Source organism: Rhodococcus sp. SG20037, assembly GCF_031763325.1.
In the GTDB taxonomy this organism is placed as follows: Bacteria; Actinomycetota; Actinomycetes; order Mycobacteriales; family Mycobacteriaceae; genus Rhodococcus_F; species Rhodococcus_F qingshengii.
This window is the reverse complement of sequence record NZ_CP134497.1, coordinates 855,732-871,087: the sequence shown is the minus strand read 5'-3', so window position 1 is coordinate 871,087 and position 15,356 is coordinate 855,732. Positions and strand designations below refer to the sequence as shown.

Below are 15,356 nucleotides of genomic sequence, written 5' to 3'. Positions count from 1 at the left end.
AGTACCGAACGAAACGCGTCGGACCGCGGGTTGTCTCGCCAGTGAACGAGAACGTAGATAGATGGGGACAGGCCCGATGAGGAAATACGCGATGTCAGTGGCATGCACGGTTGCAGTCACAGCGGGGGTGGCTCTTGTGATGTCGGTACCTGCCGGAGCGGACCCGAATGACGGTGGGTCGTGCCCGGCCGGTGCGGTATTCGCGGTCGGCGGAACGTGGGATCCGACGGGACAAACGACGCAACCCGTCACCGACCGCTACGTCGCCCAGGGTTACGCCTCCAAGCCGGTGACCTACCCCGCCAGCTTCTGGCCGCTCGGCGAACAGACGTACGACCAGAGCGTTGCCGCCGGCGCCCAGACGCTTCGCACTGAAGTCAACGCTTTCCACGCTCAGTGCCCGGGCAGCGAGATCGTCGTCACCGGATACTCACAGGGAGCGCGTATTGCCGGCGACGTGCTCGGTGACATCGCACGCGACGGATCCATTCCGCAGTCGCAAGTCGAAGGCGTCCTCTACGCCGACCCTCGTAACTCGGCCGGGGGCATCGAAACCGTAGTGCCCAATGTCGTTCCGGGAGCGACGATGTCCGGAGCACGCGGCGGATTCGGAGACATCGCAGTACAGGAAGTCTGCATCGAGGGTGACGGCATCTGCAACATGCCCAAGCCGCGTGATGCGCCCGAGGTGTTCGTGGATTCGGTCTTCGGCTACTTCACGAAGCACAACACCTACACGCCGATGATGTCCGAGCCCGCTCCGCCTGCTCCCCCGGCGCTGCCGCAGACACCGTCGGTGCCACTGCAACCGGCTGACGTCGCCACTGCGATCGTGACACGGGTCGTCGAGAACATCACTCCGTATCTGAGCGCTGCACTCGCCACCGTGCTGACGAAGTAACGCGACACCGCTTGTTCGGCTGACTGAAAGTCGACCGATTCGTACAAGTCGAGGACCACCCGCGCCGTGCACCATCGAATACATGCTCACCCTCATCGTCAGATACGGGTACGTCCCGTTCATGCTCTTGGGAATCAACGGAGCCGCAATCGCGCTGGCGGCATCCGGTGCGCCGAAATGGTCACTGGTGGCATTGATTCTCTTCGCAGTGGTCTGCTCTTTCGCGGCCGAACGGGCGCTTCCCTACGAATCTTCGTGGAATGCCCCGGGACCGGACAGGTTTCGCGACGCTGTCCATGCGTTTGTCAACGAATCCCTCATCTTGGTCAGCGTCGCGGTAATCCCGTTGATGGCCGCGGTGATTCCGTTCGACGGGCTGTGGCCGAGCGGTCTTCCGTTTGTCCTTCAGGTCGTCTTCGCAGTGTTGGTTGCCGATTTCGGCATCACCGTGGTGCATTTGATCAGCCACAAGGTTGGATGGTTGTGGCGTTTCCACGCGGTTCATCACAGCCTCGAACGGTTCTACGGTATGAACGGACTGATGAAGCACCCCGTACATCAGACTTTCGAAACCGCCGGTGGCGTCCTGCCACTGATCCTCCTCGGGATGCCCGTTCCAGTTGCCTCGGCGCTCGCGGTTTGTGTCGCTGTCCAACTCCTGCTTCAGCATTCGAATGCCGACTACCGCATCGGCCCCCTGCGCCCGATACTCGCCCTCAACGCCGGCCACCGATTCCATCACCTCAAGTGGGCGGGAATCGGTGACGTCAATTTCGGTTTGTTCACTCTGATCTGGGATCACCTGTTCCGCACTTATTCTTTCGATCCGGAAAAGCGATTCAGCAGTGACGATCTCGGAATGGCGGCCAAGCCCGACTACCCGGACGACTACCTCGGCCAGTTGGCCGAACCGTTCCGGAGACAGAACTGACGGACGATCGGTGGAGATTCAGCCCGCGAGTACCCGTCGCATGACGGGCTTGGCTGCAAACGCACTGGCCAACACCAACGCGATCCCCACAGCCAGGGTGACGCCCAACTGAACCAGCGCCATCGGAGTGGTCAATACGGCTGCCCCTGCCAGCGGGAAGAGGAACAGCAGTGCAGCGCCGGCGCCGGCCAGTGCCATCACCACCACGGGAGTGCGAACGTGCCTCATGCGGGCGCTGTCCATCACCTCGACAGGTGTGCCGGCCAAAGTCAGACTCCGATACAGCTCACGGTTGTCGAGGATCCCGGATACCTGGGTGAGCGCAGACGAGATTGCCGCCAACGTGAATGTTGCTCCGAGAGTGAACAACACCCCGGTTCTCATGTCCGCGAACAGGAACTCCTGCCCTGGCTGCAAATCCTGCCCTTCCCCGTTGCCGATCGCGGCGAGGAGAGATGTTCCTGCGGCAACAAAGCTGGCCATCGTCACACCGCTGACCGTGCGCCACACAGCCTTCGGATTATCCAAGACCCGACGCGCCGCAATCAGCGAAGCACCGTCTTTGGCGCATTTGAGCATGATCCGTCCAAGCAGCGAAATGACGAACGGACCGACCAACGCAACAACGCCGAAGCAGAGACCAAGGCCCACCAGGATTGCCGCGATGCTTGCCGCGGAGCCCCCGAATGCACTCCATCCCACAAGAACCCCCACCCCAGCCACCGCGAAGATCATCTTCGGTGCGGCGCTGGGATTGCCCGCCGTGACGCCCAACGGGCTCACGAACACCTGGCGCATCCCGAGCATCGACGTCAAAGCAGCCAGGATGGTCATTCCGAATACGATGCCCACCAGCGGAAGTGCGCCTACCCAAAGCTCACTCCACTCGAATGTCCGACCTTGAAATCTCAAGAGAGCTACGAGCGGCAACGCGAGGAGGTATCCCACCACACCGATCAACGCACCGGCCAAGCCCTGGATACCCGATTCCGCAGCGCACAGCGCAACGATCTGGCGAGGGGTGGATCCGATGAGTCGCAGCGAGGCAAGTCGTTCGTCGCGACGGCGCGCGCCCAAGCGGGCCGCCGCCAGACCGAGAGTGACGGCTGGAACGATCATCAACACCGAAGCAACCCCTGCGAGCGCTAGGTACGCCTCGGCTTCGGGTTCGCTCGATCTGCCCGCAAATGCACCGTAGCCGCCGAGCACCGTCAGCAACAACGTCGTCGAGGCGGCAAATGCGGACACTGGGAGCGCGAAGGTACTCAAGGCCTTTCGGCCTTCACCTCGCACCGTCATCAATGCAACGCGCGCTGTGGCCTTCATGCCGCCACCTGTGTCCCGACGAGCGAACCGGCCTGCATCATCATCGTGCGATCACACCACCGAGCGACTTCGGCATCGTGAGTGACGACGACCAACGCAGAACCGATCTGTTGAGCCGAATCACGCAACACCCTCATCACTTCCCAACTCGTCTGCGCGTCGAGGGCACCGGTCGGCTCGTCTGCGAAGAGAACGGCGGGTTTGGTCACCAACGCTCGCGCAATCGCCACACGTTGCGACTGCCCACCCGACATCTGACCCGGGCGACGGTCCTGCAGCCCGTCCAGTCCCAATGGCGCGAAGAAGCCCTGCGCCGTCCGCTTGGCTTCGGCGATGGACAACCCGTTGAGCACCAAGGGCAAAGCGACGTTCTCGATCGCCGGAAGCTCCGGCAACAGTTGGCCCGATTGAAAAACGAATCCGTACGACTCGCGCCGGAGGCGGCTGCGGTCGTTCTCACCGAGGTTCTCGATATGCCTGCCGCTCAGCAGGATTGCTCCCGAGTCGGGCTTGACGATTCCTGACATGCAATGCAGCAGAGTCGACTTGCCCGACCCTGAAGGACCCATGATGGCCGTAGCAGTACCGGCGCGCACTTCCAGCGATACACCTCGGAGCACTGGAACGTCGCCGTACGACTTGCCCAGCGCGTGGACCGACAGGACTGCGGGTGCTTGTGCGTTGTTCATGATTCCACCTTCTCGTGAACCCCTCGCCAGCACATCGGCCCAGCGCACGATCTTCGAACCGAGTGCGGTCCTACCGGAGGATGACCGGACCCCGAGCTCTGTCAGGGTCGTCACTATGATTTCCGACATGACCTGGTCCGGCGCCGTCCACATGGAGCCCGGAATTCTCATGTTCACCGGCGCAGTGGGATCCGCGCACATGCATTCGCATGCCGCCGTTCAGATCATGATCGTCGACGACGGGGACGTCACGGTCACGGACGGGGACGGCCACAGTGAAGTCGTGCGGTCCGTGGTCATTCCATCCGGGGCGGTCCACGCGTTGTCCGCCTCCGAGGGTGCGCGGGGACGAGCGATTTACATTGACTCCACCACGGGGATGGGCCGGCGCATCAGGCCGCCTGTATCCGAGCACGGTGGTGTGGCCGACTGGTCGGACCGTGGGCGGACCGCAGTAGCGATGACGGACCGTGGCGCTGATTCGGATCTGGAATACGCAGCGAGGCTGATCGATTCACTGTCCGAAAGTAGACAGCCGTCGAACTTAGGCGCTCTTCACCCTGCACTCGAGCATGCTCTGACGATACTGCCCGAGCGACTTTCGGGGCCGATAACGGTGACGGACACCGCCGCGCTGGTCTCCATCTCGCCCGGCCGATTGGGAAGAATCTTCAACGATCAACTGCAGATGAGTTTTTCGACCTACATTCGTTGGTTGCGGCTACGACGCGCCATGGAAGTGATGAGCGGTGGCGCAAGCCTGACAACCAGTGCCCACGAGGCCGGCTTCACCGACAGCGCCCATCTCAACCGTATCTGCCACAGTATGTTCGGGCTCACGCCCAGCGCCGCGACCGGCGGCCTCACCTGGAATTGACGCTACTCCTCAACTGATGCTGCCCGCCGCCGACCTCGCCAGTAGCGACAGACGACTGTAGAGGCGCGCCAACCCCGGCACGTCCCGGAGGCTGCCTGCCACTTCTTCGACGTAGGCGTCGGCGTAGATCGTCAGCCGCGCATCGACGTCATAGAGAACATCGACGACATTCGCGAAACGGCGAAGGGCAAATTCCGACGCCTGGGCGAGCACCGGCACTCCGAAGATCACCCAGTCGTCGAAGCGTGCGGCGAGCGCGAGATAATCGGCAGCCGCGGTCGAACCAGCGCACAGCACCTCGAAATCGAACCAAACGACACCGTCTCGAATCGCCGAGCACTCCAATGTGCGTGTGCCTATCGTCAATTCGACACTTTCGCCCGAAGGCCGCGTAATTCCCGAGCCGACGAGGAATTCCCCTGTCGCAAATCGGTAGTCCCCGGCACCTGGCTGTCCTGCCGTCCGATAGTCGACGGAGCCACCCAACTCGATCACCTCGAGAGTCCGCTCCATCAACTCGATCGACGGAACGAACTGCTCGTGAAAAAGCGGATTGGGAAGAAGATCGGTCGGCGGAACATTGGACGTGACGACAACAGTCACGCCTTTCGCGACGATTGTGTCGAGAACCCTTGCCATGAACATGGCGTCGGCGACGTCGTCGAGGTGGAACTCGTCGAAACAGAGCACACGGATTCCATCGACGACGTGATCCAGTGCCACGCCCATCGAGCCGAGTTCATGCGCCCGAGAGTGCAGATCTGCAAAGAACCGATGAAAGTGAATGCGCCGCTTGCCGACCGGGAGCCCGTCGTAGAACTCGTCCATGAGCATCGTCTTCCCGCGGCCGACGCTACCCCAGAGATAGATCCCACCCCCGACCTCACCGCCCGAGATCCGGGCCTGCAGTGCGTCGAGGGCTTCGCGTGCCGCCAACTGCTCTTCGTCCAGTAGCATAAGACTCCTCTACGTCTGTAGAGTCGAGGCTAGTGATCGAAGGCAAATCGAGTCAATGTGACCCTCACGACGCACCATCTGCAACATTCAACTCCGGCAGCATGCAACATCGACAACAAGGAACGACATGAAGCCTGATCGCAGAGCCCTCATCGCGGCATCCGCCGTCACGATCATCGCCGAGCAGGGCCCGCGTGCACTCACCCATCGGGCGGTTGATCAGTCCCTGGAACTTCCTGCCGGTTCGACGTCGTACTATTTCCGCACTCGCGAGGCACTACTCGAAGCAACCGCATTGCACATCGTGCACCGGTCACGTTCGATATTCGACGAACTCCGCGAGAGGCCCAGCGATCCTGCTGCCCTGACGGCCGAGTATCTCGATGATCTTCTTTCGCACCGCAGACACGAATTGATCGCGAGATATGCACTGCTCTTGGAAACTCCCCGAGATTCGGCATTGCACCAACTCCTCGAAGACAGCCTGTTTTCACGGGAGAAGGCAAGGCCTGTCTTCGACATCGTTGGCGTTGACGATCCTGACGTCGCCGCCGCAAATTTTCTGAGCCTTCTGGAGGGCTTGATCTTCGACTACTGCCTCGGAGCGCGTAGCCGAGATCCCCGCTCCTCCGAAACCGTTCGGCAACTTCGGATCCCGATCGACATCTATCTGCGCGGAGTTGGTGCCGCCTGAAAGATGTTGGTCAGCAGAGGCTTCCGGTGCAGGGCCGTTGACCAGAGAACAGTGCCGCGACAAACGGGGTACTGTCTGGAACCGAAGCCGGAACGGTTCCCAGATGATCAGTGGGATAGGTATGGAATGCAAAGTCGACACCGTTGGCAGTAAGGTCGGCCGCGAACTTCAGTGTCAGCGGTGCCGGAACATCGATGTCCGACAACCCCTGACCGATGAAGAACGGGCGGTCGTATCCTGCGGTCGGCACAGTGAGCAGGTCACGCGCAGCCTCCATGAATACTGGATTGTCCAGCGACTTCGTCAGCACCTGCCCGAGCGTGACGGTGCCGTACTTCGTGCGCGCCTCGGTGTAGCACATGTTGTTCTCGACGTCGTCGAGGATGGTCTTGCCGAGCGGGGTCAGATACGAGTCGATGTCGATATCCGGCCGCGAAGCACGCAGTCCATCAAGAACGTTCGCGATGTAGACCGTCGAACCCTTGAGCGGAAGCGCCGGGAAAGCCGGACCACCGAGCGGTAGAAGATTCTCGATGCTCGAGGGGACACCAGTGGCGACAGCGCCGCGGTAGTCCAACTCCGGCGCGTAAGCAGTGGCAAGCGAAGCGGTGAACATAGTCGCCTGCCCGCCCTGCGACTGCCCCATCGCAACCCATGCGCTCGACAGGTCGTCGTCGACCGCACGAGCGGCACGCACCATGTCCACAACGCTGTGTGCAGCGGAACGACCGTCGAGATACGGGTGAACACCGGGTGTTCCGAGCCCCACGTAGTCGGTGGTCACGACCGCGTATCCCTGCTCCAGCCAGTGACCCAGATGCGTCGCGGTCCGTTCGAGTGGAACACTGCTGCTCGGCGCACACTGATCCGCGACACCCACCGTCCCGTGCGCGTAGGAGATGACCGGCCAACCACCCTCGGGCGGAGCTCCCTCTGGGCGATACACCACACCGGTACTCGTCATCGGCGCATCCTTCGGGCCCGTCGACCAGTACGTCACCTTCGTTGCGCTCACGGCACCCGGGATCACCCGGTCGGGACCGAGCAACTCCTGACTCACGACAGCACCCGGAGCATCGTTCGGTTCCGCTCCGGCCGGCGCCGCAACTGTCAACGCCACCAACGCACTCGCGCTCAGTCCGACGAGCGTCCTACACAGTCGCTTACTCACGTACTTCTCCTACCGATTGCGGTGACGGTGCATATGTGGTGATCGGCCCCACATCAGCTGATCGAGTTCAGACCATAGAACAGCCTTACCATTTGGTCAACCCAAATTTTCGCTGCGCATCGACCGTCGTGACACGCCTGCTCGGGTAGGGTGGCGGTGTTCGATACGTGCAGGTCCCCCGCGAGATCAGGAGGCCGAAAGGCTCTCTCATGTCAGCACCTGATCTCCCGACCTTCCCTGCTTCGCAGCAGAAGTCGGTGGCCGCGATCCTCCGAGCAGCAGGTTGCGTCTTCGCCGAAGACGAGGCTCGCCTACTTCTTCACACCGCACGCTCTCGCGATGAACTCGACGCGATGGTCGACCGACGAGTTGCCGGCGAACCACTCGAGCCCGTCCTCGGATGGGCCGAGTTCTGCGGCTTGCGCATTCACATCGACTCCGGAGTCTTCGTCCCACGCCGGCGCACCGAGTTCCTCGCCCGGCAGGCCTGCTCACTTGTCACCCCAGGAAGCGTCGTCGTCGACATGTGTTGCGGCTCAGGAGCTGTCGGTGTTGTCCTGCAGTCGACGCTCAACGCCGTCGATTTGTACGCGGTAGACGTGGAACCGGCCGCAGTGCGGTGCGCTCGCCGAAACATCACACCGCCCGAGCGTGTACTCGAAGGCGATTTATTCGAACCACTGCCGACGAAATTACTCGGTCGCGTGGATGTCGTCGTCGCCAATGCACCTTACGTCCCCACCGAATCGATCAGGCTGATGCCGCCCGAAGCCCGTCTTCACGAACCGCTGGTCTCGTTGGACGGCGGTACCGACGGACTGGACCTGCAGCGTCGCATCATCGCGGACGCCGCGCCGTGGCTACGACCGGGTGGCTGTCTTCTCGTCGAGACGAGTACGGAGCAGGTCGAAATGACTGTTGAAACATTCACTCGGGGAGGGTTTCTCACTCGGGTGGCAACCTACAGCGAGACCGCGTCGACCGTGGTGATCGGTCAGCGTTGAAGGCGATCGGATCCTGGCGTGGACCACTCCCGAGCGCGGGCGGCAAAGCCGTCGACAAAAAGCCCGAACGCGCGATCGACGCGGGCCCGGTCGCCGGTGGCCAGAAGATCCATCGACAGACCCCGCATTTGCGAGAGCAACAGAGTAGCGACAGAGGCAACATCGTCCTCGGGGCAACCCGCTTGTCGTAGACCGGCTTCCAGTGCCTCGATCCAATCGCCCACAAAACGGTCCAGGAACCGTCCGTAGCGGTCGCGGTCGCCGAGCGCGAGGGCGTAGATCTCGACCATCACCCGGAACCGCGGCAGGACCTCCGGCGTCGTACGTTCGGTCCACCACGCAGTCAGCACTGTCGCCGGATCGACCCCCGGTTTCATCGGCACCGCAATCGGAATGGACTCACCACGCATGTTCTCGATGACCTCGGAGAGCAGATTCTCCTTGCTCTCGAAATGGTTGAGTAGCGACGCATGCGACACACCCACGGCCTTGGCGAGCTGCCTCACCGTCAATTCCCCGACACCGTTGTCGATGACGTAGCGGGTCAGCGCGTCGAGCAACTCCTCACGTCGCCCGGCGTATCTCAGGCTGCGTTTGTCGATGCGTTCGGGCTCCGGCACATATCCACCCTACCGGCCGGAATCACCAGGTCAGCGGCTGACTGCCTTCTGATACCGACGAATAGCGAACGGCACGAAGACGATCAGCAAACCGAAAGTCCACAACAACGACGCAATGACCGGATTCTGCAGTGGCCACGCATCCGGAACCGTCATTGCAGGATTGGTATTGCCGAACAATTCACGCACCGCCTGGGTAACCGCCGACACCGGATTCCATTCGGCGATCACTTTGAGCGGGCCGGGAAGATTGGTGGTCTCGACAAAAGTGTTCGCGATGAACGACAGCGGAAAGATGACGATGAAGCTCGCGTTGTTGAATACCTCCGGTGTCCGGATCCAAAGCCCGACAACAGCCATGACCCACGACAACGCGTACGCGAAGAACAGAAGCAGCGCATAACCCGCCACCGCTTCGAGGAAACTGGAGTGAATCCGCCACCCGACCAGAAGACCGGTCAACGACATGACCACCAAACTGATGACGTTGATCAACACGTCACTCGATGTTCGGCCGGTCAGCACGGCAGACGGAGCCATGGGCAGCGATCGAAATCTGTCGATGATTCCTTTCTGAATGTCTTCGACCATCCCCAAACCAGTCCAGGTAGCACCGAATATGACCGTCTGCGTGAAGATTCCGGCGATCAGGAATTCTCGATACGACGTGCCCGGGACGGAGATCGCACTGCCGAACACATACGCGAACAAGAGCACGAACATGATCGGCGACAAAGTGGTGAACACCAACAGGTCCGGAACGCGCTTGATCTTGATCAAGTTTCGCCTGGCGATGGTCAAACCGTCTTCGAGCGCCATCTGCACGGTCATTTCTGATCCTCCAGTTCAGCCTGGTGCCCGGTCAGTGTGAGGAAGACATCGTCGAGAGTGGGTCTGCGCAGGCCGACGTCGAATACGCGGATGCCTCGTGCCGACAGAAGATTCAGCGCCGCGACCAACGCGTCGGTGCCGTCGTCGACAGGAACGGTGACGCGACGGACATTCTCTTGAACCTGAATGTCCCCCACGGCAAGCGAGCGCAATTCCTCGCGGACGATGTCGAGATGCTCGACCTCGTGCACACTCAGTTCAATGCGCTCACCCCCGACCCGCGCCTTCAACTGATCTGCAGTACCGCGCGCAATGACCGAGCCGCGGTCGATGACGGCGATCTGGTCGGCCAACCTCTCGGCTTCCTCCATGTATTGCGTCGTGAGCAACAGCGTGGTCCCCTGAGCCACCAACCCTTCGATGACGTCCCAGAGACCGAGTCGCGCCCGAGGATCGAGGCCGGTGGTCGGCTCGTCGAGAAACAACACCTGCGGCCGAGCAACCAATGCGCCGGCGAGATCGAGACGTCGCCGCATTCCGCCGGAATAGCCCTTGACCGGCCGATCTCCAGCCTCGACGAGATCGAACTGCTCGAGCAATTCACGCGCTCGGGCCTTACTGCTTCGGGCGCCGAGGTGATACAGCCTCCCGACCATGTCCAAGTTCTCATAGCCCGTCAGGTACTCGTCGACCGCGGCGTACTGACCCGAAGCACCGATCTTGGATCGCAACGCCCGCGCATCCTCGACCACGTCCAGCCCGGCAACCTTGGCGCGTCCACCGTCGGGAATGAGCAGCGTCGTGAATATCCTTACCGCAGTGGTTTTTCCGGCGCCGTTGGGGCCCAACAGGGCCATCACCGAACCCTCGCGCACTTCCAGGTCGATGCCGTCCAATGCCGTGACGTCGCCGTACTTCTTGACCAGCCCCTCGGCCACAATCGCTTCGGTCATGAGCCCTCCCGCGTCGGTAATCCGTCGGTAGTCCGTTCCCCAGTGTGACCCAGGAGGCCGACACATTCCAGGAAATTTCGTCAGTTGCCCGGCTGCAATCACCTCCCTGGTTTCGCCGGTGCCTTTCGGCCACGAGGTACGGAACAGACCACACGTCCCAGTCCTGTCCAATACAGCCGATAAATTTCACCGACCTTTCGACGGATATATACCGGAAAGAAAAACCCGAAATTCTTGAACAAAGACCGCTTTCAGGTATTCATGATGAACGCGGCAGCGTTACACTCGTTCAGCAAGTGACACTCGGGCCGGTGACGGTTGACTTATGGTGTCGAATCTCGAATTACAAATCAGACAGAGGCCGAAAAGAATTGAATCACCGATTCAGTGCACGCGGGGAAGACTCACACTTCGGGGGATCGAGAAAGGCTGACTGTGCCATGAGTATCAGAACTCGATACATCCGAACTCCGTGGATCCGAAAAACGGCGAAATATTCCTTCGAGACCATCTGCTTCACCCTGGCCGTGATTGTCGCGGCCGCACTGATCGCCGCGTACAACACACAACCACGCTCCGCGTCGACGTACACGCCGGCCTCGTTCTCGGCGAATCCTGAATCTGCAGCGCTGCCCTTCGACATTCCACCCAAGTCAGCACTGAACGGAAAGTTGGTTTTCGCTCACTACTTCCCGCCCTATCCGGTTTCGATCGACAATGCGAATCCGTCTGGCGATTACTATGCGACACAATATCTTACGTTCAACGGCGAGAACAATAAACACGTTCGCTACGGAGGATTCCTCCGCGATCGGCCGACACCGCGGCAACCCATCGCCCATACGCAGTGGCGCCAACGCGACCTCGAAAACGAAGTTCGTTCGGCAATCGCCACGGGCATCGACGGATTCTCCGTCGACATCATCGCCAAGGCAACCGACACCAGTTGGTGGGGTTCCACCGTGCCCACCGCCCTGATCAAAGCGGCCGCAGCAGTCGATCCGAATTTCAAGATCATGCTCATGCCTGATATGAACGGCGCGTTCAAAAACATGACCGCAGCTCAAATGGCAGCAGAGATGAAACCGTATTCGACCATGGCATCATCGTTCAAATTGAACGACGGACGGCTCGTGATATCTCCATTCCTTGCCGAAAACAAGACTGCGGGCTGGTGGTCGGAGTTCATCACTCTGATGAAGAATTCTTACGGCATAAATGTGGCATTTGTTCCGGTTTTCCTCGACGCTGCAGCCAACCGGAATTCTTTTGCATCGATCAGCTACGGGATGTCGAATTGGGGTAATCGAAATCCGGCAGGAAATCCGCTCTCGGGATCGAACCCGAACTCTCCGATGGGACTTGCCGCTGCCGCTCACTCCTTGGGAAAGATATGGATGCAACCAGTCGCCTTCCAAGATGTTCGTCCAAGTCAGTCGATCTACGACGAGGCACAGAATTCACAGAATCTGCAGAACATGTGGCAGATTGCGATTGCGTCCAACAGTGAATGGGTACAGCTCGTCACCTGGAACGACTACAGCGAGGGAACGTCGTTCGCACCCAGCGCCGGTCATGGGCGCGCGTTACTCGACATGAGTTCCTACGGGCTGTACAGCTTCCGCTCCGGCGCCTCACCCGCGATTGTTCGCGACACCGCGTATCTCATCTACCGCAATCAGTCGGTCTCCGCGGTCCCCGTCAATCGCTCTGCTGCCCCTATGACACTGCGCCAATGGTCATCCCCCGCTCGCGATACCGTCGAAGTCCTTTCCTTCTTGACGGCGCCGGCGGTCGTCAAAGTGACGGTGGGAACCACGACAACCACCTGCAATGCCCCGGCCGGGATGAGCAGCTGCATCGCCCCGTTGAAAGTAGGTTCCATCAAGGCCTCTGTCGTTCGCGGCACTACCGAGGTGTCTCGGGTGAGTTCGCACGCGGCGGTGACGGCCACGCCGTACAACCAGAATCTCGAGTACCTGGTCGATTCCAGTCGGAGATAACGGTGACGAAGATCGGGTGAGTCCGTCGACTCACCCGATCTTCGTTGCGCCATCGGTTTCGGCTGCAATTGGTAACTCGGGCCGCGATACCGCCCCCGTCCGCTCCACCCTCACTGCCAAGGTCACCGCGGCCGCCAGTGCCGATACGCCCGCTCCGATCCAGTACAAAACCGCGAACGAATGCAGGGTCGGCACAGTGCTCGCACCGATCACCACCGTCGAACCGGCCAATACCGCTGCCGCAACGGCGCTTCCGGTGGAGGTACCGACCGAACGGAGCAGGCTGTTGAATCCGTTGGCCGAGGCAGTCTGATGGATCGGCGCAGATTCGGTGATCAGAGTCGGCATGGCTGCCAGGGAAAATGCCACACCGGCCGATACCACGGCAGCGCCGATCACGATATTGACCAGCGTCGGCGTCAACAGCACACGCAAGACGTATCCGATTGCGATGACGATCGCTCCTGAGGCCAACGTGGCCTTCGCTCCCCATCGCCTCGTCACCTTCGACGACACCGGCGCCAATCCGATCATCAGGACTCCGCCCGGCATCATCGCCAGTCCGGCTTCGGCAGCCGAGAGTCCGAGACCGTCCGCCGACGCCAGGGGCAACTGAAGTTCCTGCGTTGCCGCCAACGCGCTGATGAACATGGCAAAACCGAGTAATACTGCGCAGACGTTCGAAACCAGAATCGGAGCGCGAAGGGAAGTCCGCAGATCGACCAGCGGTGCCGGCGTGTGCAGTTCCCACGGAATCCATCCACAGAGCAAGACCACGCCGGACGCGATCAGAACCAGAACCTCGGGGCTTGCCCAGCCCCATTCTGTTCCTTTCGAAACGGCCAGCAGCAGTGCAGTCATAGCGAGCGTGAGGACTGTGGCTCCCAGAAAGTCGAAGCGTCCGCGACTCTTCACAGCCGATTCCGGCACCACCAGGGGCAAGACGACTATCAGTACGACCCCGAATCCACCGGTGACCCAGAAAAGCGCGGGTAGCCCCCAGTGCGCCGAGATCACCCCCGCCATCGGCATACCGAACATGCCGCCGATCCCCAACGTCGCACTCATGAGAGCTACTGCACCACTGAGCTTTTCCGGAGGAAGGACATCGCGCATGATGCTGATTCCGACGGGCAGAAGTGCCGTCGCGAACCCCTGCAACGAGCGTCCGAGGATCAGTAACCAGAAACTCTGGCTGAGCGCCGCAACCATGCAGCCGACGATCATCACGGCAAGACAGACGAGCATCATCGCGCGCTTTCCGAACATGTCGGCGAGTCTGCCGATGAGAGGGGTCGCGACGGCACCGGTCAGCAACGTCGAGGTCACCAGCCAGGAAGCGGTGGAGGACGATACTCCCGATGCCGTCGCGAACGCAGGCAGGACCGGCACCACCAAGGTCTGTTGCAGCGCGACCACCACACCGCTCAGACTCAGGACGCCGACGACCCACCCGGTCCGCGCTTTCGCGCGAACAGTCTTGTCCGTCAAGCGTTCGAGCGAGCGGCTACTCCGGCGTCGACAGGAACCACGATGCCACTCATGTGGGCACTCGCGTCGGCGGCGAGGAACAGGACTACTCGCGTGATCTCGAAGGGATCCAGCCAACCGACCGGCTGCGCATGCAGAGTCGCGTACACGGGTTCGACGTCGTCTGCCGTCGGCGATTCGAGGTCAGGCCGCATCATCGCGTACATCATGTCGTTGTGAATCATCGGCGTCGAGATGTTCCCCGGTGCAATAGCATTCACGGTCACACCCGAGTTTGCCAGTTCGAGCGACACACTCTTCGTCAAACCGATGACGCCCCACTTGGAGGCGCCGTACGCCGCCATCTGGGTGCCACCGGAGCGACCCATCATCGAGGAAATCGTGATGATGCGACCGTAACCACGTTCCGCCATTCCACCTGACACGGCCGCAACGGTGTTGAACACACCGGTCAGGTTCGACGAGATGACTTCGTTCCACTGCGCCGACGTCATCGACGTGATCGGAGCGGGCACGGACACACCGGCATTCGCGACGGCGATGTCGACACGGCCGAACTCGGCTTCAGCGCGGGCAACGAGCGCGTCCATTGCGTCGCGATCAGCAGTGTCTGCCTTGACGGCAATGCACCGACGACCGGTGGCTTCCACCAAACGAACGGTTTCCTTCAGATCCTCCTCGTTTGCGAGGGGGTAGGCGACGACATCACTGTTCTCGCACCGGTCGCAGATCACGATGTCCGCGCCACGCTCCGCGAATGCGACAGCGTGGGCGCGCCCCTGACCGCGTGCGGCACCGGTGATCAGTGCAACTTTTCCTTCGAAGCTGCCTTCGAGGCTGTTCATGCCGTCTCCTAGTTCGTCGTATGCAAGCGTGCGCTGTACTGCATGCGTACTCCGAACCCGCCC

General features: G+C 61.0%; 15 protein-coding genes. 6 read left to right on the top strand and 9 right to left on the bottom strand.

Annotated elements, in window-relative coordinates; genetic code table 11:
- Positions 1–91 precede the first annotated feature (91 nt).
- On the top strand, positions 92–901 hold the full coding sequence (locus RHP72_RS04060; protein WP_234550868.1) for a PE-PPE domain-containing protein: 810 nt from the start codon (positions 92–94) through the stop codon (positions 899–901).
- Positions 902–983: 82 nt separating this feature from the next.
- The gene (locus RHP72_RS04055) at positions 984–1,832 is read left to right on the top strand and encodes a sterol desaturase family protein (RefSeq protein ID WP_054826812.1); all 849 of its coding nucleotides are present in this window, start codon (positions 984–986) and stop codon (positions 1,830–1,832) included.
- Between the two features lie 18 nt (positions 1,833–1,850).
- Here the strand turns inward: RHP72_RS04055 and RHP72_RS04050 are convergent, their stop codons facing one another.
- Positions 1,851–3,158 (bottom strand): FtsX-like permease family protein, encoded by a 1,308-nt coding sequence (locus RHP72_RS04050; RefSeq protein WP_020906135.1) that lies wholly within the window; start codon positions 3,156–3,158, stop codon positions 1,851–1,853.
- A complete protein-coding gene (locus RHP72_RS04045; RefSeq protein ID WP_311094372.1) occupies positions 3,155–4,000 on the bottom strand; it encodes an ABC transporter ATP-binding protein in 846 nt (281 codons plus the stop codon). Before RHP72_RS04045 ends, RHP72_RS04050 begins: the two co-directional genes overlap by 4 nt.
- On the opposite strand from RHP72_RS04045, the gene RHP72_RS04040 reads away from it, so the two are divergent.
- Positions 3,975–4,724, top strand: a complete 750-nt coding sequence (locus RHP72_RS04040) for an AraC family transcriptional regulator (protein ID WP_276116504.1) — start codon at positions 3,975–3,977, stop codon at positions 4,722–4,724. The genes RHP72_RS04045 and RHP72_RS04040 overlap by 26 nt on opposite strands.
- Positions 4,725–4,733: 9 nt before the next feature.
- Here the strand turns inward: RHP72_RS04040 and zapE are convergent, their stop codons facing one another.
- Positions 4,734–5,681, bottom strand: a complete 948-nt coding sequence (gene zapE, locus RHP72_RS04035) for a cell division protein ZapE (RefSeq protein WP_054781070.1) — start codon at positions 5,679–5,681, stop codon at positions 4,734–4,736.
- A 127-nt stretch (positions 5,682–5,808) separates the two neighbouring features.
- On the opposite strand from zapE, the gene RHP72_RS04030 reads away from it, so the two are divergent.
- Positions 5,809–6,375 (top strand): TetR/AcrR family transcriptional regulator, encoded by a 567-nt coding sequence (locus RHP72_RS04030; protein ID WP_047269626.1) that lies wholly within the window; start codon positions 5,809–5,811, stop codon positions 6,373–6,375.
- A 10-nt stretch (positions 6,376–6,385) separates the two neighbouring features.
- Here the strand turns inward: RHP72_RS04030 and RHP72_RS04025 are convergent, their stop codons facing one another.
- Positions 6,386–7,546, bottom strand: coding sequence for a lipase family protein (locus RHP72_RS04025; RefSeq protein ID WP_208689888.1), 1,161 nt, complete (start codon positions 7,544–7,546; stop codon positions 6,386–6,388).
- A gap of 209 nt (positions 7,547–7,755) precedes the next feature.
- Here RHP72_RS04025 and RHP72_RS04020 point away from each other — a divergent pair, with 209 nt between their 5' ends.
- Positions 7,756–8,550, top strand: a complete 795-nt coding sequence (locus RHP72_RS04020) for a putative protein N(5)-glutamine methyltransferase (RefSeq protein ID WP_208689889.1) — start codon at positions 7,756–7,758, stop codon at positions 8,548–8,550.
- Here the strand turns inward: RHP72_RS04020 and RHP72_RS04015 are convergent.
- From RHP72_RS04015 to RHP72_RS04005, 3 genes are read right to left on the bottom strand one after another with little or no spacing between them, the layout of a single operon-like run.
- A complete protein-coding gene (locus RHP72_RS04015) occupies positions 8,541–9,170 on the bottom strand; it encodes a TetR/AcrR family transcriptional regulator (protein ID WP_007734052.1) in 630 nt (209 codons plus the stop codon). The two genes, RHP72_RS04020 and RHP72_RS04015, sit on opposite strands and share 10 nt — an antisense overlap.
- A 30-nt stretch (positions 9,171–9,200) precedes the next feature.
- The gene (locus RHP72_RS04010) at positions 9,201–10,001 is read right to left on the bottom strand and encodes an ABC transporter permease (RefSeq protein WP_003945537.1); all 801 of its coding nucleotides are present in this window, start codon (positions 9,999–10,001) and stop codon (positions 9,201–9,203) included.
- A complete protein-coding gene (locus RHP72_RS04005; RefSeq protein ID WP_003945489.1) occupies positions 9,998–10,954 on the bottom strand; it encodes a daunorubicin resistance protein DrrA family ABC transporter ATP-binding protein in 957 nt (318 codons plus the stop codon). Before RHP72_RS04005 ends, RHP72_RS04010 begins: the two co-directional genes overlap by 4 nt.
- Positions 10,955–10,998: 44 nt before the next feature.
- Here RHP72_RS04005 and RHP72_RS04000 point away from each other — a divergent pair, with 44 nt between their 5' ends.
- Complete coding sequence (locus tag RHP72_RS04000) at positions 10,999–12,957, top strand: glycoside hydrolase family 71 protein (RefSeq protein WP_311094371.1); 1,959 nt, start codon at positions 10,999–11,001, stop codon at positions 12,955–12,957.
- A 30-nt stretch (positions 12,958–12,987) separates the two neighbouring features.
- Here RHP72_RS04000 and RHP72_RS03995 read toward each other — a convergent pair whose 3' ends face one another.
- The gene (locus RHP72_RS03995) at positions 12,988–14,448 is read right to left on the bottom strand and encodes an MFS transporter (RefSeq protein WP_047269629.1); all 1,461 of its coding nucleotides are present in this window, start codon (positions 14,446–14,448) and stop codon (positions 12,988–12,990) included.
- Positions 14,445–15,293, bottom strand: coding sequence for a mycofactocin-coupled SDR family oxidoreductase (locus RHP72_RS03990; RefSeq protein ID WP_003945658.1), 849 nt, complete (start codon positions 15,291–15,293; stop codon positions 14,445–14,447). The genes RHP72_RS03995 and RHP72_RS03990 overlap by 4 nt, the downstream gene beginning before the upstream one ends.
- Positions 15,294–15,356 lie beyond the last annotated feature (63 nt).